Source organism: Lentzea alba, assembly GCF_047445655.1.
Classification (GTDB): Bacteria; Actinomycetota; Actinomycetes; order Mycobacteriales; family Pseudonocardiaceae; genus Lentzea; species Lentzea alba_A.
In genome coordinates this window covers 43,602-62,898 of the sequence record NZ_JAJAEG010000013.1, presented here as the reverse complement: position 1 = coordinate 62,898, position 19,297 = coordinate 43,602, and the positions used below count along the sequence as shown (strand labels likewise).

Annotated in this window: 20 protein-coding genes; 5 read left to right on the top strand and 15 right to left on the bottom strand. The window is 69.2% G+C overall.

All coding sequences use genetic code 11. The features are described 5' to 3' along the window. Positions 1 to 89 precede the first annotated feature (89 nt). Together LFM09_RS22180 and lysS are read right to left on the bottom strand one after the other, a co-directional pair. Positions 90 to 437, bottom strand: coding sequence for a histone-like nucleoid-structuring protein Lsr2 (locus LFM09_RS22180; protein ID WP_030471050.1), 348 nt, complete (start codon positions 435 to 437; stop codon positions 90 to 92). A 115-nt stretch (positions 438 to 552) separates the two neighbouring features. After that, positions 553 to 2,007 carry a lysine--tRNA ligase gene (gene lysS / locus LFM09_RS22175; RefSeq protein WP_414098638.1) on the bottom strand — a complete coding sequence of 485 codons (1,455 nt, stop codon included), beginning with the start codon at positions 2,005 to 2,007 and terminating at the stop codon, positions 553 to 555. 136 nt (positions 2,008 to 2,143) lie between these two features. Between lysS and LFM09_RS22170 the strand changes: the two genes are divergently transcribed. Next, positions 2,144 to 2,899: a class I SAM-dependent methyltransferase gene (locus tag LFM09_RS22170; protein WP_414098434.1), complete on the top strand. Its 756-nt coding sequence runs from the start codon at positions 2,144 to 2,146 to the stop codon at positions 2,897 to 2,899. On the opposite strand, the gene LFM09_RS22165 is transcribed toward LFM09_RS22170, so the two are convergent. From LFM09_RS22165 to LFM09_RS22145, 5 genes are all read right to left on the bottom strand, one after another. Continuing rightward, positions 2,889 to 3,680, bottom strand: a complete 792-nt coding sequence (locus tag LFM09_RS22165; RefSeq protein WP_414098433.1) for a type III pantothenate kinase — start codon at positions 3,678 to 3,680, stop codon at positions 2,889 to 2,891. The two genes, LFM09_RS22170 and LFM09_RS22165, sit on opposite strands and share 11 nt — an antisense overlap. An 11-nt stretch (positions 3,681 to 3,691) precedes the next feature. Beyond that, positions 3,692 to 4,174 carry an aspartate 1-decarboxylase gene (gene panD, locus LFM09_RS22160; protein ID WP_414098432.1) on the bottom strand — a complete coding sequence of 161 codons (483 nt, stop codon included), beginning with the start codon at positions 4,172 to 4,174 and terminating at the stop codon, positions 3,692 to 3,694. Positions 4,175 to 4,184: 10 nt separating this feature from the next. Continuing rightward, on the bottom strand, positions 4,185 to 5,075 hold the full coding sequence (gene panC, locus LFM09_RS22155) for a pantoate--beta-alanine ligase (protein ID WP_414098431.1): 891 nt from the start codon (positions 5,073 to 5,075) through the stop codon (positions 4,185 to 4,187). 1 nt (position 5,076) lies between these two features. Beyond that, complete coding sequence (locus tag LFM09_RS22150; RefSeq protein ID WP_414098430.1) at positions 5,077 to 5,967, bottom strand: Rossmann-like and DUF2520 domain-containing protein; 891 nt, start codon at positions 5,965 to 5,967, stop codon at positions 5,077 to 5,079. A gap of 103 nt (positions 5,968 to 6,070) precedes the next feature. After that, positions 6,071 to 7,216 carry a PrsW family intramembrane metalloprotease gene (locus LFM09_RS22145; RefSeq protein WP_414098429.1) on the bottom strand — a complete coding sequence of 382 codons (1,146 nt, stop codon included), beginning with the start codon at positions 7,214 to 7,216 and terminating at the stop codon, positions 6,071 to 6,073. 30 nt (positions 7,217 to 7,246) lie between these two features. Between LFM09_RS22145 and LFM09_RS22140 the strand changes: the two genes are divergently transcribed. The 3 genes from LFM09_RS22140 to LFM09_RS22130 are packed head-to-tail and all read left to right on the top strand — an operon-like array spanning position 7,247 to position 9,700. Then, the gene (locus tag LFM09_RS22140) at positions 7,247 to 8,161 is read left to right on the top strand and encodes an SAM-dependent methyltransferase (protein WP_414098428.1); all 915 of its coding nucleotides are present in this window, start codon (positions 7,247 to 7,249) and stop codon (positions 8,159 to 8,161) included. A 17-nt stretch (positions 8,162 to 8,178) separates the two neighbouring features. Then, positions 8,179 to 8,601 carry a DUF1203 domain-containing protein gene (locus LFM09_RS22135; protein WP_414098427.1) on the top strand — a complete coding sequence of 141 codons (423 nt, stop codon included), beginning with the start codon at positions 8,179 to 8,181 and terminating at the stop codon, positions 8,599 to 8,601. 13 nt (positions 8,602 to 8,614) lie between these two features. Further along, on the top strand, positions 8,615 to 9,700 hold the full coding sequence (locus tag LFM09_RS22130) for an NADH-quinone oxidoreductase subunit D (RefSeq protein WP_414098426.1): 1,086 nt from the start codon (positions 8,615 to 8,617) through the stop codon (positions 9,698 to 9,700). Between the two features lie 378 nt (positions 9,701 to 10,078). On the opposite strand, the gene LFM09_RS22125 is transcribed toward LFM09_RS22130, so the two are convergent. From LFM09_RS22125 to ftsH, 7 genes are read right to left on the bottom strand one after another with little or no spacing between them, the layout of a single operon-like run. Next, the gene (locus tag LFM09_RS22125) at positions 10,079 to 11,593 is read right to left on the bottom strand and encodes a DUF6779 domain-containing protein (RefSeq protein WP_414098425.1); all 1,515 of its coding nucleotides are present in this window, start codon (positions 11,591 to 11,593) and stop codon (positions 10,079 to 10,081) included. A gap of 50 nt (positions 11,594 to 11,643) precedes the next feature. Continuing rightward, the gene (locus tag LFM09_RS22120; protein WP_414098424.1) at positions 11,644 to 12,096 is read right to left on the bottom strand and encodes a DUF3180 domain-containing protein; all 453 of its coding nucleotides are present in this window, start codon (positions 12,094 to 12,096) and stop codon (positions 11,644 to 11,646) included. Then, positions 12,093 to 12,587, bottom strand: a complete 495-nt coding sequence (folK, locus tag LFM09_RS22115; RefSeq protein WP_414098423.1) for a 2-amino-4-hydroxy-6-hydroxymethyldihydropteridine diphosphokinase — start codon at positions 12,585 to 12,587, stop codon at positions 12,093 to 12,095. The genes LFM09_RS22120 and folK overlap by 4 nt, the downstream gene beginning before the upstream one ends. Further along, complete coding sequence (gene folB, locus LFM09_RS22110) at positions 12,584 to 12,976, bottom strand: dihydroneopterin aldolase (RefSeq protein ID WP_414098422.1); 393 nt, start codon at positions 12,974 to 12,976, stop codon at positions 12,584 to 12,586. The genes folK and folB overlap by 4 nt, the downstream gene beginning before the upstream one ends. Further along, positions 12,969 to 13,754, bottom strand: a complete 786-nt coding sequence (folP, locus tag LFM09_RS22105; protein ID WP_414098637.1) for a dihydropteroate synthase — start codon at positions 13,752 to 13,754, stop codon at positions 12,969 to 12,971. Before folP ends, folB begins: the two co-directional genes overlap by 8 nt. Before the next feature lie 32 nt (positions 13,755 to 13,786). After that, positions 13,787 to 14,410: a GTP cyclohydrolase I FolE gene (gene folE / locus LFM09_RS22100; RefSeq protein WP_414098636.1), complete on the bottom strand. Its 624-nt coding sequence runs from the start codon at positions 14,408 to 14,410 to the stop codon at positions 13,787 to 13,789. Positions 14,411 to 14,430: 20 nt separating this feature from the next. Next, entirely contained in the window at positions 14,431 to 16,641 is a 2,211-nt protein-coding gene (gene ftsH / locus LFM09_RS22095; protein WP_414098421.1) for an ATP-dependent zinc metalloprotease FtsH, read from the bottom strand. A 327-nt stretch (positions 16,642 to 16,968) separates the two neighbouring features. Here ftsH and LFM09_RS22090 point away from each other — a divergent pair, with 327 nt between their 5' ends. Further along, positions 16,969 to 18,666, top strand: coding sequence for a substrate-binding domain-containing protein (locus LFM09_RS22090; RefSeq protein ID WP_414098420.1), 1,698 nt, complete (start codon positions 16,969 to 16,971; stop codon positions 18,664 to 18,666). A 69-nt stretch (positions 18,667 to 18,735) separates the two neighbouring features. Here the strand turns inward: LFM09_RS22090 and hpt are convergent, their stop codons facing one another. Beyond that, positions 18,736 to 19,284, bottom strand: a complete 549-nt coding sequence (gene hpt, locus LFM09_RS22085; RefSeq protein ID WP_030472607.1) for a hypoxanthine phosphoribosyltransferase — start codon at positions 19,282 to 19,284, stop codon at positions 18,736 to 18,738. Positions 19,285 to 19,297 lie beyond the last annotated feature (13 nt).

Sequence of the window (19,297 nt, the reverse complement as noted above, 5' to 3'; positions counted from 1 at the left end):
CACCGCGCGGCGAGTAGTTGATCAGTCACTCAAATAACGCGAAGGGGTTCCGGGAATCATCCCGGAACCCCTTCGTGATTTTGCGAATTTCAGCCCTGCTGGTGGTAGGCGTCGAGCACCTCGGCCGGGATCCGGCCACGATCCGACACCTTCATGCCCTGCTTGCGAGCCCACTCGCGAATGGCCTGGTTCTGCTCACGATCCGCCGAGGCCGGACGCGCCTTCACACCGGCCGGACGACCGGGACCAACGCGCTTGCGACCACCCGCACGACGTGCACTTCCGACGAAGTCGGCAAGAGCGTCCCGCAGTTTGCCCGCATTGCCCGAGGAAAGGTCGATCGTGTAACTGACACCGTCCAACCCGAACTCAACGGTCTCCTCGGCGGTGGAGCCGTCCAGATCGTCGACGAGGGTCACGGTGACCTTCTGCGCCATGCGTATCCTCCTGGACCCCGAATGCGCGGTGCACCCGCGTCGCCAACTAAAGCCTTCTGCGACGCAGGTTAGCGCACGGCTGGCACATTGCACCTATCGACATCCGGAAAGTTACTCATTCAGGGCGAACGAGCGGGAACAAGATGGTCTCCCGGATACCCAGACCGGTGAGGGCCATCAGCAGCCGATCGATACCCATTCCGACGCCACCAGTCGGTGGCATTCCGTACTCCAGTGATCGCAGAAAGTCTTCGTCGACCGGCATCGCCTCGTTGTCGCCTGCGGCGGCAAGACGTGCCTGAGCTTCCAGGCGTTCCCGCTCGATGACCGGGTCCACCAGTTCGGAGTAACCGGTGCCGAGTTCGAATCCGCGGATGTAGAGATCCCACTTTTCGGCGACACCCGGCTTGGTGCGGTGCTGCCTGGTCAGCGGCGACGTCTCCACCGGGTAGTCGCGCACGAACGTCGGCAGGTAGAGCGAGTCGCACACCAGGTGCTCCCACAGCTCCTCGACCAGCTTGCCGTGCCCGAACTTCGGGTTGACTTCCAGTTCGTGCCGGTCGCAAAGCTTGCGAAGCACCTCAGCAGGCGTGTCGGGGGTGATTTCCTCACCGACCGCACCCGACAACGAGTCGTAGATGCTGATCGTCGTCCATTCACCCGACAGGTCGTACTCGGTGCCGTCCGCCAACGTCACGATCTGAGAACCGGTCACCGCTTCAGCGGCTTCCTGGATGACCTCACGCGTGAGCTTCTGAACCGAGTCGTACGTGGCGTACGCCTCGTAGTACTCCAGCATCGAAAACTCGGGCGAATGAGACGAGTCCACGCCCTCGTTGCGGAAGTTCCGGTTGATCTCGAAGACCTTCTCGATCCCACCGACGACGCAGCGCTTCAAGTACAGCTCCGGCGCGATGCGCAGGAAGAGGTCGATGTCGAGCGCGTTCGAGTGCGTGATGAACGGACGCGCGGTCGCACCACCCTGCAGCGACTGCAACATCGGCGTCTCGACTTCGAGGAATCCGCGCCGGTGGAACGAGTCGCGCAGAGAACGAACGACGTTCGCGCGGGTCCGAACGGTGTCGCGCGCCAACGGCCGCAGGATCAGGTCGACGTATCGCTGACGAATACGGGTTTCCTCGCCGAGTTCCTTGTGCGCGACCGGCAACGGGCGCAACGACTTCGACGTCAGGTGCCACGCGTCGGCCATCACGGAAAGTTCGCCGCGGCGCGAGCTGATGACCTCGCCGTGCACGAAAACGTGGTCTCCGAGGTCGACGTCGGTCTTCCACTCGGAAAGCGCTTCTTCACCGACTCCGGCGAGGCTCAGCATCGCCTGCAGTTCGGTGCCGTCGCCTTCCCGCAACGTCGCGAAGCACAGCTTTCCGGTGTTGCGCAGGAACATGACCCGGCCGGTCACTCCGACGATCTCACCGGTCTGCGTGTCGGGTTCGAGTTCGGGATGCGCTTCACGAATCTCGCGCAACGTGTGCGTGCGCGCGACTTCGACGGGATACGGCTCCTTACCGGAAGCGAGCAGCCGCGCACGCTTCTCCCGGCGCACGCGCATCTGCTCTGGCAGGTCTTCTTCGCTGGTCACGAGGTTTTGCTTCGGCTGCTCACTCACGCCGAGAAGGGTACGGAAGGGCGTCGTGCCCGAGCGAACCGGATACCCCACCGGATCCGCGACACCCTAAGTTAGGTGGATGGATCTACACGCGAGGCGAGCGGACTCGTTCGGCGCGCAGGCCCACGCCTACGCCGAACACCGGCCTGACTATCCCGTGGCGGCGATCCGGTGGGCATTGGAGCCTCTGGGCAAGCCTGAGCGGTTAGAGGTCCTGGACCTCGCCGCCGGCACCGGCAAGCTGACCGCGGGACTGGTGGCCGAGGGCCACCACGTGACGGCCGTCGAGCCCAACGAGCAGATGCTGACCGAGCTGGTGAGGCGTGTGCACGACGTGCGCGCGCTGCCCGGACACGCGGAGCACATCCCGGTGCGCGACCAGTCGGTCGACGCCGTGTTCGTCGGGACCGCGTTCCACTGGTTCGACCAGGAGAAGGCCATGCCGGAGATCGCGCGAGTGCTGCGGCCCGGCGGCGTGCTGACGGCCATGTGGATCCTGCCGGACCCGGACGTCGAGTGGCTGGGTGAGCTGGAGCGGGTGTCGACGGGCAGCGTCGAGTCCCAGAAGCAGGACCCGACGGGCGTCATGACGCACCCGGCGTTCGGCGCGGTCGAGTGGAAGACGTTCCCGCACGTGCAACGCAGGGAGTCGCCCGAAGAGCTCGTCGCCACCGTCAACACGCACTCGCGGATGCTCGTCGTCGACGACGAGGAGCGCAGCGCGATCAACGAGAAGATGCTGGCGTTCCTCCGCTCCCGCCCGGAGACGTCGAACGGGCCGTTCGACGTCCCCTTGCGAGCAGAGGTCTTCCGGGTGGTTCGTCTCAGCGACTAGGCATGTTGCGCTCGAACACGAGCCGCAACCCCAACAGGGTCAGGTCGGGCACGTGGTGCGCGATCGTCGAGGACTCCGAGACCACCAACGGCGCCAGGCCACCGGTCGCGATCACCGTGACGGGGCCGGGGTCGGTCTGCTGGAGCTCGTCGGTGATCTTGCGCACCAGCCCGTCCACCTGGCCGACGAAGCCGTAGACGATGCCGGACTGCAGGCACTCCACGGTGTTCTTGCCGATGACGTTGCGCGGCCTGACCAGCTCGACCTTGCGCAGCTGGGCGGCGCGGGCGGCCAGCGCGTCGACCGAGATCTCGATGCCCGGCGCCAGCGCGCCACCGAGGAACTCGCCGCGCGACGAGATCACGTCGAGGTTCGTGGACGTGCCGAAGTCGACCACGATGCACGAGGTCGCGTAGAGGTGGTGCGCGGCCAGCGTGTTGATCACGCGGTCCGAGCCCACCTCCTTCGGGTTGTCCACGAGCAGCGGGACGCCCGTCTTCACACCCGGCTCGACCAGGATCTTCGGCACGGCGTCGTAGTAGCGGCCGAGCATCACCCGCAGCTCGCGCAGCACCGCGGGCACGGTGGACAGCGCGGAGATGCCGGTGATCTTGTCGGCGTACTCGCCGAGCAGGCCGCGCATGGTCAGCGCGAGCTCGTCGGCGGTCATCCTGGCGTCGGTGCGCATGCGCCAGTCGCGCACGAGCGGGGCCGAGTCGCCGACCCCGTCGTACAGACCGAGCACGATGTTGGTGTTGCCGACGTCGATGGCGAGCAGCACTTGGCGATTCCTTAGTTGTCGGCCTGGATCAACGCGTCCAGCGCGGTCGCCTCAACGGTCTCAGAAGACGGCGACGAGCTCGGGGCGCTCGTGGAGCCGTTCACCAGTCCGGAGCCTTCGGGGGCGTGCGCGGGGTCGGCACCGAGGTCGACGACCTTGTTGTCGGCGTCCACGAAGACGACCCGCGGCTGGTAGGTCCGCGACTCGGCGTCGTCCATCTGCCCGTACGCGATGAGGATCACGATGTCGCCGGGGTGCACGAGGTGCGCCGCAGCGCCGTTGATGCCCAGCACGCCGGTGCCGCGCTCGCCGGGGATGACGTAGGTCTCCAGCCGAGCGCCGTTGGTGACGTCGACGATGGCGACCTGCTCGCCCGCCAGCAGGTCGGCGGCCTCCATCAGGTCCTCGTCCACCGTCACCGAGCCGACGTAGTGCAGGTCGGCCTGCGTCACGGTGGCGCGGTGGATCTTGGACTTCAGCATCGTGCGGAACATGTCATTCCCCCTACTCGTCGCCTTCGCCGAGCAACACCGCGATGTTGTCGATCAGGCGGGTGGAACCGACGCGGGCCGCCACGAGCAGGCGCGCGTCGCCGTTCTCCGGCGCGGGGCCGAGGTCGACCCCGCGCAGCTCCAGGTAGTCCAGCTCGACCTCGGGAGTCGCGGCCAGCACGTCGTGCGCGGCCTTGAGCACCGTGTCCGCGCCCTGCGAACTCACGTGGGCGCCCGCGGTCAGCGCGGCCGAGAGCGCGACGGCGGCCTGCCGCTGCTCCGGGCTCAGGTAGGCGTTGCGGGACGACAGCGCCAGGCCGTCGTGCTCGCGAACGGTCGGCACGCCGACGACGTCGAGCGGGAAGTTCAGGTCCCGCGCCATCTTGTGGATCAGCTGCAGCTGTTGGTAGTCCTTCTGCCCGAACACCGCGTACGTGGGCTGCACGATGTTGAACAGCTTCGACACCACCGTGAGCACGCCGCCGAAGTGGCCGGGCCGCGACGCGCCCTCCAGCTCGTCACCCAACGGGCCGGGGTGCACGGTGACCTGCGCGCCCGCCGGGTACATGTCCTCGACGGACGGCGCGAACACCAGGCCCACGCGCTCCTCGCGGCAGATGTCCACATCGGACTCGAACTGGCGCGGGTACTTCGCGAGGTCCTCGTTCGGCCCGAACTGCAACGGGTTCACGAAGATCGACACGACGACCACCGTGTTCTGCATGACCTGCGCCTCGCGGATCAGCTGCCGGTGGCCCGCGTGCAGGGCGCCCATCGTGGGCACCAGCGCCACGTTGCGACCGGCGTTGCGCAGCGCTTTGACCACGCGGTTGAGCCGCTCGGGGTCGCGGTGCACCGTGACGTCGTCCGGGCGGTAGTCGTCCTTGGTGAGTGGCTTGGTCACGTCAGTCCTCGAGTGTGGTGCGAACGTCGTCGGCCGCGTCGGGCTTGAGCAGCCCGGAGCGTTCGGCCCGGTCGGCGGTGCGCCGGGCGAGCGCGCGGTAGCTGGGCAGGGTGTCGGGTGCCTGCTCGGCGAGCACGCTCAGGTGCTTGCGCAAGGTACCCGTGTCGCCGCGGGCGACCGGACCGGTGAGGGCGCGGTCACCGTGGCGCAGCGAGTTGTCGAGCGCCGCGGACAGCAACGGGCCGAGCAGGCGTTCGGCGTTCGCGACGCCGGCGTTCGTGAGCAGGTCCGCCGCGTCGCGGACCAGCGTGATCAGGTGGTTCGCGCCGTGGGCCAGTGCCGCGTGGTAGAGCGGGCGGACGGCCTCGGGGACCCGGACCGGCTCCGCGTCCATCTCGACGACCAGCGCCTCGCCGACGCTCCAGGCCACCTCGTCGCCGTCCGCGGCCGTGACGCCGACGCACGCCGCGCTCATCCGCAGCAGGTCCTCCGACCGGCCGGTGAACGTCATGACGGGGTGCAGCGCGAGCGTCAGCGCACCGAGCTGAGCTGCGGGTTCGAGAACTTTCACGCCCTGCGCGCCACTGGTGTGCACGATGATCTGCCCCGCGCGCAACGAGTCCGTGGCGACGAGGCCTTTGACCAGGCCTTCGAGCTCGTCGTCCGGCACGGCCAGCAGCACGAGGTCGGCTCGTTGGGCGACTTCGGTGGGGTCCTCGACGGGGACGCCGGGCAGCAGCTCCTCCGCGCGGTTGCGGGAGGCCTGGGAGACGGCGGATGCGCCGACCACCACGTGGCCCGTCCTGGCCAGCGCGGCGCCCAGCACCGAACCGACCCGGCCTGCCGAGATGACACCGACGGCGAGCCTGGCCGGACGTGGGGTCGCGTCCATGCGACTCACTCCTTCTGACGTTCCAGTCCCTAGTGCGGGTACCAGACGACGCCGCCGAGGGTAATCCCGCCGGTCCTTGCCTGAGGCCGGTCGGTGACGGGACTCACCGGCGGGCGGCCGCCCTGGCGGCGTGCAGCGTGTCGAGCAGCACTCCGTGGCGCTGTTCGGCGCTCTGACCCGCCGTTCCCTGCTCGATGCGGTGCCGCAGGAAGGCCAGCTCGGTGACCGCGATCTGGTAGCTCTTCACGGCCTTGACCGACGCGTCACCGGACTTGCGCTTGACCGCCCGCAGCCAGTTCTTGCGCCCGTTGAGGCTGGCCAGCAACGCCACCTCGCTGTTCGCGATCCACCGGTTCTGCGCCATCGCGGCGAGCTGGCCCGCCACGATCCGCTGCTCCCTGCGCCGCTGCCAGACCACGATCGTGACCGCTCCCGCGAACACCGGCACCATGATCAGGAAGTACAGGTTGATGAAGTCCGACCCGGTGCCGACCGTCGTGGAGAAGTTCCACAGCGAGTGCAGGCCGACCGCGGTGAGGTACCCGCCGATCGGCGCGAGGATCCGGACGGTGGTGTTGCTCGTGCTGGCCGCGATGCCGACCCCGATGCCGGTCATGGCCGTGAACAGCGGGTGCGCGAACGGCGACAGCACCCCGCGCAGGATGAACAGCGCGATCACGCCGCCGCCCATGTTGCCGATCCCGTTCTCGACGAAGACCCGGCCGAAGTACCAGATGTTCTCGGTGAAGGCGAAACCCGCGGCCGTGATGCCGGCGTAGACCATGCCGTCGACGACGCCGTCGAACTCGTGCCTGCGGCGCAGGAACACGGCGATCAGGAACGCGGCCTTGGTCGCCTCCTCGACGATCGGCGCTCCGACCACGGCGGTGAACGTCGCGCCGTCCTGGTTCAGCAGGTCGCCGAGCACGCGGGTCGTCTGGTTGAACGCGAGTGAGCTGATCGTGGCGCCGCAACTCCCCCAGACGAACGCGAAGAGCAGCATCTTCGCCGGTTCCGGCTCCCACCGGTCGATCCACAGGAACGCGCTCACCACGAACACGACCGGGATCAGCGCGGCCGCGGCACCGACCAGCAACGGCTCGACGCCGATGCTCGACGTGCCCAGCGCGAACAGCACAAGACCGGCCGCGGCGAGCGCGATCAGCGCCACGACTGGGAACAGGACGGTCCAGCGGCGCTGCTCGATGCGCTTCTTGGCCGGCGTCGGCGGGAGGTCGGCGTCGTTCACGGGAAATGACCTTAGATGCACACTTGTCCGATGTACGACTGGGAAGCCGCTTGGCACGCCGCGCTGTACGGGCCTTCCGGCTTCTTCGCCCGCGGCGAGAAGCCGTCCGCGCACTTCCGCACCTCGCCGTTGGTGGGCCCTGAGCTGGCTTTCGCGCTGTTGGAGCTCTTGTCGCGGGTGGACCGCGCGCTCGGATTTCCCCCGGTCGTGGACTTCGTCGACGTGGGTGCCGGTGGGGGTGAGCTGGCTTTCGCGGTTCGTTCGCTGGCTTCCGGGTCTCTTGCCGACCGGTTGCGGGTGACCGCTGTGGAGCTGGGTCCACCGGTCGAGTTGCCCGGGGTTCGGTGGACTTCGGTCGTGCCTTCGTGCGTCGGGTTGCTGGTCGGGCACGAGTGGCTCGACTCGATCCCCTGTCCGGTGGTGACCGGGCCCTCTGACGATCCTTGGATCGCTCGGTGGTGGCCGGGGCTGGAGGACGGTGCCTTGGCCGAGGTGGGTTCTCCTCGGGACGCCGCCTGGGCCGCCGTGGTCGCTTCGGTGCGCGGGGCGGCGCTGGCGGTGGACTACGGGCACCTGATCTCTTCGCGGCGGTTCACGCTGACCGGCTATCGCGCCGGGCGTCAGGTGCCTGCTGTTTTCGACGGGTCCTGCGACATCACCGCACACGTCGCTTTGGACGCGTGTGCTGCGGCGGCCGGCGGCGACTGGGTCCTGGTGTCGCAACGGGATGCATTGGCGGCGTTGGGGTTGACCGGCACGGTTTCCGGGTCCGGGTGGGACTGGCTGGAGTCGGCCGCTCGTGCCGGGCGGATCGCCGAGCTGCGCGATCCTGCCGGGTTGGGTTCGTTCGGCTGGCTGTTGCACGGGCGCGGTGTGGCCGTCTCGGACCTGCTGCCGTCGTTGCCGCCCTGGCGTCCGATTCCCGCCAGAACTTCTGAAGCCTGACGACGATCGTTGCAGGTATGCGAATCCACAACGTCCAGCCGTCCGCCGCGTTGTCCGACCCCGGCCGCGAGTACCGCGCCTCCGAACCCAGCGTCCCGTTGCGCTGCTGTCTGCGCAAGTCGCTGGCCGACGAGCCGGTCTGGCTCTTCCGCTACTCGCCCTCGTCGGGCAAGGGCCCGTACGCCGAGGTCGGCCCGATCTTCACCCACGTCGACTGCCCCGCCACGCCAACGCTCGACCGTCTCCCCGCCGAGCTGTTGAACGCCCCTCGCATCCTGCGTTCCTACAACGCCGCCGGTCAGATCAACGACGGTTCCGTGGTGGAGCCGGGTTCGTTCGACCAGGTGGTCAACGGCCTGTTCGACGATCCTTCCGTCGAGTCGCTCCAGGTCCGCAGCCTGTCGCACGGGTGCTTCTTCTTCGCGATCACGAGGGCGTGAAACCATTGCTCAGGTGAGCGAGCAGATCACCGTCGGCGTGGGCGCGGGCGCCCAGTACCTGGGCGTGGACCGCGTGGTCGACCTGGGCCCGCTGCACCCGTCCGCCCACGGCGCCTACCGCCTGCGCCTCACGGTCACCCCGGACCTGCTGATCACCGCAGCCGAACCGCTGGTCGGCCATCTGCACCGCGGCGCCGAGAAGCTCTTCGAGGTCCGCGACTACCGCCAGGTCCTGACGCTCGCCAACCGCCACGACTGGCTCTCCGCGTTCTGCAACGAGCTGGCCGTGGCCCTGGCCGTCGAACGCATGACCGGCATGGACGTCCCCGCGCGCGCCCAGTGGCTGCGTGCCCTGCTCTGCGAGCTCAACCGCCTGATGGCGCACATGGTCTTCCTGACCCCGTTGTCCCCCAACGCTGCCGCGTACCGCGAAGGCGTGCAGGCGCTGATGGAAGAGGCCTCGGGCGGCCGCATCCACTTCATGTTCAACCGGATCGGCGGGCTGCGCGAGGACGTCCCGGCCGGCTGGACTTCTCGTGTCTTCGACTTCTTGTCCACTGTGGACTTCTCGGCGTTGCCGGTCTCGTTCGCTGCGCTGGAAGGGCTTGGCGTCCTGTCGCACGCGGACGCTCTGGCGTACGGCGTGACCGGTCCGATCGGCCGCGCCAGCGGGGTGGACTTCGACCTGCGGCGGGACGACCCGTTGCCCGCCTACAGGTCGCTGTCCTTCGCGCCTGTCGTGCGCACCGAGGGCGATGCCGCCGCGCGGGTGCGGTGCCTGCTGGACGAGGCACGGCTGTCGGTCGCGTTGTCGTTGTCCTGCTTGGAACAGCTGCCGTCCGGGCCGGTGAACGTGCGGCTGCCCAAGGCCATCAAGGCGCCTGAGGGCTCGGTCTACACGCGCGTCGAGGCGCCGCTGGGGACCTCTGGGGTGCACCTGTCGTCGCGCGGTGAGAAGACGCCGTGGCGGTTGAAGCTCCGCACGCCTTCGTTCAACAACGTGCAGGCGCTGTCGGCGTTGCTGCCGGGGACTCGGGTGGACGACCTGCCGGCGGTGTTGAGCTCGTTCGCAGTGATCGTCGGGGACATCGACAAGTAGCAGCCGATCGTCGCGCCAGCCGCTCGCTCACTCACCCGCCGGCTGCGCACAGCTCAATCGCCGTGATCATCGGCAACAGCGAGCCGTGCTCCACCACCGAGCGAACCTGCCGGCAGCTAGGCGCCAACGCTGACGCCTAGCGCGCTCCACCACGGAGCGAAGCCTGCCGCCCGCGACCACTCGCTCGTCGGCCACACCAACGAACTACTCGTTGTCGCGACGACGCGCGTCTCCACCACCGGGCGAACTCGCCGCCCGCGACCACTCGTTCGCCGCGATCGCCAGCCACACCAGCGAAACCGCTGGTCATCGCGACAACGTCAGCACCTTGGCGCGGCCAGCCACAGAACGAGGCGTGCCGACCACACCGGCAAGCAGCTAGTCGTCGCGACGACGCCGACGCCGAGGCGCGTCCCCGCCGCCGAGCGAAGCCAGCAGCTCGCTCACCGACTTGCCGTCAGCGTGCGCACCGGACGGGTCCTCCGGCGCGGCCCGGCGGCCGGTCGAGACCGCGGGCAGGCGCGTGGACGAGTCCTCGGCCACCCGGCGGCCCGAGACCGACGGTTCGTCTGCTGCGGAACGGCGGCCGGTCGACGCCACCGGCAAGCGCGCGGACGACTGCTCGGCGGCGCGGCGGCCCGAGGGCTGCAGCGAGACCAGGGAGTCCTCGGGCGAGCGGCGGGCGCGGGGCGAGTCGTCGCGGGGTGGAGCGTCGTCGGCACGGCGGCGGCCGCCGGAGACGGGCAGGGACGCGCTGGTGCTGCCGCTGGAGGGCTTCAAGGTCTCCCACGAGCCGCTGTCCTGCTCGGGGCGGTCGTCGGCGCGGCGGCGGCCGCCGGCGGCCGCGCGGGACTCCAGCTGCTTCGGGTCGATCATCTCGGTCCGCTCGGCCACGCGGGAGCGCGGCTCGGGCTTGCGGGTCTCGACGGCCTTGGCGACGGCGGCGGGGGCCTTGGGCGGCTCTGCCGGGCGCGCCAACGCCTCGGTGCGGTTCTGCACGGGCTGGGGGCGCGGCACGCGTTCGGTGCGGTGCACCTGGGCCTGCAGCGGCTGCGCGACGGGCGGGGCCTTCACGGTCGGCGGCTGGACCGGAGGCGGGGTGCTGCCGAGACGGGCCGCGACGCCGGTGGTGCGCGGCTGCTGGCGGGCGGGCTCAGGCTGCTTCGCGGCCTTCACCGGCTCGCGGCGCACGACGGCCGGCTGCGGGCGCGGTGAGGTGCGGGTGGGCTCGGGGCGCGTGGGCTCCGGGCGGGCAGGCTCGCGGCGCGGGGGCTGGACCTTCGCCTCGTGGGCCACGCGCTCGATCAGTTCGGTGCGCTCGGACGGCTTCTCCACCGAGGACGACGCCGTGATCGCGGGTTTGGCGTTGATGACCCGGTTCTCGAGCGGCGCGGACAGGCGGGCGGCGTCGGAAGCCAAAGACCTCAGGCGGGTGGACTCGGCGCGCAGGGCCACGCGCTCCACCAGGACGTCGCCGCCCAGCAGAGCCTGGAGGTTGTCGCGCAGGGCGTGGAGGTCGGCGCGCAGGGCCTCGATGTCCGCGCGCGACTCCTCCTCGATCCGCTTGCGGGTCTCGGACTCGATCTCCAACTCGTACTCGCGGCGAGCGGCGACCTCGCGTTCGAGTTCGAGCTCGTACACGGACTGGAGGTCGGCCACCTCCTCGTCGCGCTCTGTGACCTGCTTGCGGTACCTGGCGGCGAGGAACGCTCCCACCAGTGCCGCCCACAGCGCGGCCACCACGGCCAGGCGCAGCATGCGGGCGCTGTCGCTCAGCACGAGCACCGCCGCGGCCACCAGGGCGAGCGCCAATGCCGCTACTAACAGCAATCGCCCGGAGCCACGACCGTGATCTTCCTGCTCGTCGTCGATCGACGCGCCTCGCCCGGTCATGGGCCCTACGGTACCGCGTAGTTATGCGACTGAGACCTACGGCCGGGTATCTAATCCTTCCCGGGAGTCTCCGTCGGCGTCTTGCAGCAGTGTTCCAACCACAGCGCGGCCGCCGTCAACGCCAGCGCCGAGATCATCCCGATCACGGCCGTCACCAGGTCGTTCCCCGCCTCGGGGAACGCGTCGCGCACCGGCAGGACGTAGATCAGCAACCCGGTCCAGGCACCGAACATCAACGCGCCCAAAACCGAGGAGGCCTTCGCCAGCGCGACCGCGCGGGCGGCAGTCAGCGGCTCCACCGGACGAGCCCCCGGCCGGCGCTGGATCCGGGAGCGCAGGCTGAACGCGAACACGACCTCCACGACCGCGATGACGAGGAGTGTCGTGCCGGCCAGCCTGGGCAACGCGGGCAACGTGTCGTACGCGAGCCGCAGCACCAGATGAGCCAGGATCCCGGCGATGATCGCGACGGCCGCCAGGTCACGGGGACGGGTGAACCTCACGAGTCCATCCAACCCGAAAGCACGAGATCGTCGCGCCGCCGCACGCCGTCCGCGGAGAACTGCAGTGCCGCAACGGGTCCACGGCCCGGCAGCACCGCGTCCGGTTCGACGTCGAGCCACGGGATGAGGACCGTTGCGCGCTCAAACGCCCCAGGATGCGGCAGAAGCAGCTCGGGGTGGTCCGAGGTCACCCCGTCCACCGAAACCACGTCCACGTCCAACGTGCGCGGTCCCCAGCGCTTCTCCCGCACGCGCCCGGCGGCGTTCTCCAGCTCCTGACCGCGCCGCAGCCAGCCCCACTCGTCGACATCGTCCGAAGCCACGATCACGACGGCGTTCAGGAAGTCCGGCTGGTCCTCCACGCCCCACGCCGCCGTCTCGTACACGGGCGAGACCGCGACCACGTGCTCCCCCAACCCGTCCACCACGGACTGCAGGAACGCCAACCGGTCACCGAGGTTCGAGCCGATCGACAGAACCGCCCGGGTCACCGGGCTTCCTTGGGCAGCGGTGCGGCGAGCCGGCGCGAACGGCGGATCGTCACCGACACGTCGTCGAAGGTCAGCGGGATCGGCGCGGACGGCTTGTGCACCGTCACCTCGACCGCGTGCAGCCGCGTGTCCTGCATGGCCGTGTCCGCGATCTTCCCGGCGACCGTCTCGATCAGGTCGTACGGCTCGCCACCGATGATCTTGGCGGCCATCTCGGCGAGCTCGCCGTAGTGCACGGTCTGCGTCAGGTCGTCCGTGCGCGACGCGGACGAGAGGTCCAGCCACAGCGTGATGTCCACGACGAACTCCTGGCCGTCGCGCTTCTCGTGCTCGAACACGCCGTGGTTGCCGCGGACCCGCAGGCCCGTCAACGCGATCCGGTCAGCCATGTCCCCGCCTCCACGCACCGGCGACGGCGACCGCGTCCAGCGTCCGGTCGACGTCGTGCACCCGCACTCCCCACGCCCCGTTGAACGCGGCCAGAGCGGACACCGCCGCGGTCGCGTCCTCCCTGCCGTCCGGTGGACGCTCGCCGAGCAACGTGCCGAGGAAGCGTTTGCGCGACGCCCCCACCAGCACCGGGAAGCCCAGCTCCACCAGTTCGTCGAGGCGCTGCAGCAGCTCCCAGTTGTGGTCGCCGAGCTTCGCGAACCCCAGCCCGGGATCCAGCACGATCGACGACTCCGCGACGCCCGCCGCCAACGCCGCCTCGACGCGCTCCAGCAGCTCGGTGCGCACGTCCGTCACCACGTCGTCGTAGCGCGCCAACGAGTCCATCTCGGTGCTGTGGCCGCGCCAGTGCATCAACACGTACGGCACTCCCGCAGCAGCCACCACGGAAGCCATCTCCGGATCGGCCAGGCCGCCGGAGACGTCGTTCACGATCGACGCACCCGCTTCCAGCGCCGCCGCCGCGACGGAGCCGCGCATGGTGTCCACGCTGACCGGCACGCCCTCGGCGACCAGCCCGCGGATCACCGGCACCACCCGCGAGATCTCCTCCGCGGGCTCGACGCGAATCGCGCCCGGCCGGGTGGACTCACCACCGACGTCGATCAGGTCGGCACCGCGCTTGTGCATCGCGACGCCGTGCGCGACCGCGTCCTGCCGGTCCAGGTAGCGGCCGCCGTCCGAGAACGAATCGGGCGTCACGTTCAGCACGCCCATCACCACGCAACGGCCGGGCCGCGGTAGAGCACTCACCGCAGCCGGCCCCGGATCAGCTCGATCGCCTCCGCCCGCGACGAGGCGGACGTGCGCAGCAGACCGCGCACCGCGGAGGTCGTCGTGCGCGAACCGGGCTTGCGCACACCGCGCATGCCCATGCACAGGTGCTCGGCCTCGACGACCACGATCACGCCGCGCGGCTCCAGCTTGCGCACCAACGCGTCCGCGACCTGCGACGTCAGCCGTTCCTGCACCTGCGGCCGTTTCGCGTAGAGGTCGACCAGCCTGGCCAGCTTCGACAGGCCCGTCACCCGGCCGGCCTCGTTCGGGATGTACCCGACGTGCGCGACGCCGTGGAACGGCAGCAGGTGGTGCTCGCAGAAGCTGAACATCGGGATGTCCGTGACGAGGACGAGCTCCTCGTGGCTCTCGTCGAACGTCTTCGCGAGCACGCTGTCCGCGTCCGAGTAGAGGCCCGCGAACAACTCCCGGTAAGCGCGCGCCACCCGAGCGGGTGTCTCGCGCAGGCCCTCGCGCTCCGGATCCTCACCGCACGCGATCAACAGTTCGCGCACCGCTGCCTCTGCCCGCGCGTGGTCGAAGGGCCGCCGCGCGGAGACGCCGGCCTCCCCGTTGCGGGTGAGACCGGCGTCCACGTCGAGCTGGTTGTGCTCTGTCACTGCCGCTCGTCCTGGTCGGACTGCGGTGTCTTCGGCTCCCAGACGTTGTGCGGCTTGCCGCCGGGCACGGTCGCCGGGGTCCATCCGGGCGGGGCGCCGTAGTTCGGCGGGCCCGACTGGCTGCCCGACTGACCCGACTGACCCGGCTGGGCCGGAGCGGGCTGGTGCGCGCCGTTGGAACCGTTCGGCGACGGCAGCTCCTCGGTGGGCTCCACCGGGGCGGCGGGCTCGGCGGACGGCTCGTCGTCGAGGGTGTCCTCCACGACGGGCGGCCACGGCTCGCCACGTTCCTTGGCGAGCTCGCCAGGGGTCTTGACCGGCGGGATGTCGGACGGCGTGCGGTCACCGAAGTCGTTGAACTGGGTGATGCGCGGCCGCTTCTCGACGCGGGCGAAGATCCGCTCCAGTTCCTTCTGGTGCAGGGTCTCCTTCTCGATGAGCTCGAGCGTGAGGTCGTCGAGGACGTCGCGGTAGGTGACGAGCACCTCGTACGCCTCGGTGTGCGCCGCCTCGATGAGCTTGCGCACCTCCTCGTCGATCTCGTGCGCGACCTCCAGCGAGTAGTCCGCCTGGCGGCCGGCCGAGCGACCGAGGAACGGCTCGCCCTGCTCCTGCCCGTACTTCACGGCGCCGAGCTTCGCGCTCATGCCGTACTCGGTGACCATCGCGCGGGCGATCTTCGTCGCCTGCTCGATGTCGTTGGACGCACCCGTCGTGGGCTCGTGGAAGACGAGCTCCTCGGCGGAACGGCCACCCAGTGCGAACACCAGTCGCGCGATCATCTCGGACCTGGTCATCAGGTCCTTGTCCTCTTCCGGCACCGAGAGGGTGTGACCACCCGTGCGGCCGCGGGCGAGGATCGTGACCTTGTAGACCGGGTCGATGTCCGGCATCGCCCACGCGGCCAGGGCGTGCCCTGCCTCGTGGTACGCGGTGATCTTCTTCTCCTTCTCGGAGATGATCCGGCTCTTGCGGGCCGGACCGCCGATCACGCGGTCCACCGACTCCTCCAGCGCGGAGCCGTCGATGACGTGGCCGTTCTTGCGCGCGGTGAGCAGCGCGGCCTCGTTGATGACGTTCGCGAGGTCGGCGCCGGAGAACCCGACGGTGCGCTTCGCGAGGCCGTCGAGGTCGGCGTCCGCGGCGAGCGGCTTGCCCTTCGAGTGCACCCGCAGGATCTGCTTGCGGCCCTTCAGGTCCGGTGCGGACACCGGGATCTGGCGGTCGAAGCGACCGGGACGCAGCAGCGCGGGGTCGAGGATGTCGGGACGGTTCGTCGCCGCGATCAGGATGATCCCGCCGCGCGAGTCGAAGCCGTCCATCTCGACGAGGAGCTGGTTCAGCGTCTGCTCGCGCTCGTCGTGACCGCCGCCGAGACCGGCACCGCGGTGGCGGCCCACCGCGTCGATCTCGTCGACGAAGATGATGCACGGCGCGTTCTGCTTGGCCTGCTCGAACAGGTCACGCACACGCGAGGCACCGACACCGACGAACATCTCGACGAAGTCCGAACCGGAGATCGAGTAGAACGGCACGCCCGCCTCACCGGCGACGGCTCGGGCGAGCAGCGTCTTACCGGTTCCCGGCGGGCCGTACAGCAGCACGCCCTTGGGGATCTTGGCGCCGAGCGCCTGGTAGCGGCCGGGGTTCTGGAGGAAGTCCTTGATCTCCTCGAGCTCCTCGACGGCCTCTTCGGCACCGGCGACGTCGGCGAACGTCGTCTTCGGCATGTCCTTGGAGAGCTGCTTGGCCTTGGACTTGCCGAAGTTCAGGACGCGGTTACCGCCGCCCTGGGCGTTGTTCATCATCCACATCAGCAGCAGCAACAGCAGGCCGAGCGGAACGAGGTAGATCAAGATCTGCATCAGGATGGACTCCTGGCTGACCTTGGTCTCCACCGTCGGCTTGTTGCCGGCCTGGTCGAGGACGTTGAAGATCTCGTCCGTCGAGCTGGCCGGGAACTGCGTGATGAGGCGGTTGCTGTTCTCGAAGTTCGTGCCGTCGGTGAGGGTGAGACGGAGACGCTGCTCCTTGTCCTCGATCGTGGCTTCCTTGACCTTGCCCTCGCGCACCAGCTGCAGGGCTTGAGAGGTCTTGACCTGGTGATAGCCCCGTGAGTCGTCGAAGAGCACGGTGAAGACGAAGTAGAGCAGCAACACCGCAGCGATCCACAGCAGCGGGTTGCGAAGCAGGCGCTTGCGGTCCATGCACTTACGGCCGGCGGGCGGCCTCGACCCTCCCTGACTTGCGCGTCGGGCAGTGGAAGACCCACATACCGCGTCCGACCAGCCTACCGCTCGCTGGTCAGGTACTGAGCACCCAACGGTCAGGGGCGCCCTGTGGTTCCCGCGGGTGACTCCCACCACGCATGTTCACGCTGTTTGGTTCATCCGGAACAAATACGGCCGTCCGGATGAGTGACGCAGGTCACGCCGTCTCACTACGTTTGGAGGTCACATGTCATCCTCATGCATCCCCCGAGTGTTCCCCCGCCACTCGAAAGAGTGAACACGTGACCGAAGGTCAGTAACTGTATGTCAGCACGTCACACGTCCCCCGGTCTGTTCCGGCGGGTTGCCCTTCCCGTGGGCGCCTTGCTCGGAGTGGTCGCGGCGGCGGGCGTCACGGTCGTGGCACTGCGTGCCACCAGCGGCGCCGACTGCTCCGGCGCAATGCCGTTGAAGGTCGCCGTCACCCCCGCAGCATTAGATGTGGTGAACGCGGCGGCCCAGGACTATCAGCGGTCACAACCCGTCGTGAACGGCAGGTGCGTTCAGGTCCAGGTCGAGTCGCGCAACGCGGCCGACGTGGCGAACGAGCTGCCCACCGCGCAGATCAACCCCCACTCGCTCTGGATCCCGGACTCCTCGATGTGGGCCGCCGAGGCCCAGCGTCAGGCCGCCGAGACCGGGCCCGAGGCCCCGAAGCTGGACATCAAGCCCTCGCTGGCGTCCAGCCCGCTGGTGATGGCCGGGTCGGAGCAGGCCATGTCCAAGATCGGCTACCCGGTCCAGCCGGTGTCGTGGCAGAAGGTCCTCGACCCCAAGGTCACGGTCTCGATGGCCGACCCGACGATGACCTCCGAGGGCCTGGCGACGTTGTTCGTCATCCGCACGCTCCTCGGCAACGCCGACGGCACGCCGAAGCCCGAGCTGGTCGGCGCGCTGCTGCGGGTGGGCCGCTCCGCCGTGCCATCCGTCCGCGACGCGTTCGGCAAGGTCACCACGGACGCGGACAAGGCCCCGATCTTCGCCGCTCCCGAGCAGTCGGTCGTGGCGAACAACCGCTCGGTCAAGGACAACGTCGTGCTGGGCGCCCCGCCCAAGGAAGGCACGCTGTCGTTCGACTACCCGCTGGTCCGGGTGTCGCGCCCGAACGAGCCGGAGGGCATCGGCGAGGCCGCTGCCGACTTCGAGCGGGTCCTGCGCTCCAACGACTCCGTCAAGCGCTTCGGCGAGGCCGGCTTCCGCACCGTGCAGGGCGCCGCGCCCGCCAAGTGGTCGAACGACGTCGAGGGCGTGCAGGCCGGCGACGTGAAGCTGATCGAGACGCCGAACGCCGACCAGGTGTCCGAGCTGCTGCGCACGTGGGGTGCCATCAGCCTCGACATGCGCATGCTGACCGTCATCGACGTCTCCGGCTCGATGCTGGAGAAGGGCGGCACCACCAAGACCCGCGTCGAGACCGCGACCGAGGCGTCCATGGCCGCGCTGTCGATGCTGCCGGACACCACGCAGATCGGCCTGTGGGCGTTCTCGACCGACAAGAAGCCGCCGCAGGACTGGATCGAGCTGGTGCCGATCGGGCCGCTCGGCGAACCTCTGGCCGGTGTCACGCGCCGCAAGCGCCTGGAGGCCGGTGCTTCACAGCTGCCCGGGCTCGTGGGTGGTGGCACGGCGTTGAACGACACGACCCTGGCGGCGTACCGGCACGTGCTGTCCGGCTACGACCCGTCGAAGGTCAACTCGGTCGTGCTGATGACCGACGGCCGCAACGACGACATCTCGTCGATCGACACGGCCGCGTTGATCGAGACCCTGAAGCGGGAGGCCGATCCCGCCAAGCCGGTGCCGATCATCATGGTCGGGCTCGGCGACGAGGTCGACATGGACGCGCTGCGCGCCATTTCCGCTGCCAGTGGCGGTAAGGCGTACCAGGCGAAGAACCCGGAGGACATCCGCGGCGTGCTGCTGGACGCGGTCTCCCAGCGCCGCTGCCGTCCGACCTGCTGATCGCCTTCGAACGTGAAACGGGGGCGCTGCCACAACCGGCAGCGCCCCCGTTTCACGTTCGCGGGAAGGTCAGCTCGAGTAGACCTTCGGGTCCAGCGTGCCGATGTAGGGCAGGTCGCGGTAGCGCTCGGCGTAGTCGAGGCCGTACCCGACGACGAACTCGTTGGGAATGTCGAAGCCGACGTACTTCACCGGCACCTCGACCTTCACCGCGTCGGGCTTGCGCAGCAGCGTGCACACCTCCAGCGACCGGGGCCGGCGCGACTGCAGGTTCTTGAGCAGCCACGACAGCGTCAGGCCGGAGTCGATGATGTCCTCGACGATCACCACGTTGCGGTCGGCGATGTCTCGGTCCAGGTCCTTCAGGATCCGCACCACGCCCGAGGAGGACGTGGAGGAGCCGTAGGAAGAAACGGCCATGAACTCCAGCTGCACCGGAACGGGCAGCGCACGGGCAAGATCGGCCATGAACATCACGGCGCCCTTGAGGACGGTGATGAGCACGAGGTCGGAGTCACCTTCTGGGTGATCATCCGCGACCTGCTTGGCGAGTTCGGTGACCTTGTCGCTGATCTCCTGCTCGGTGATGAGCACGGATGCGATGTCGCCGTCGTACACGGACAGGTCCCCT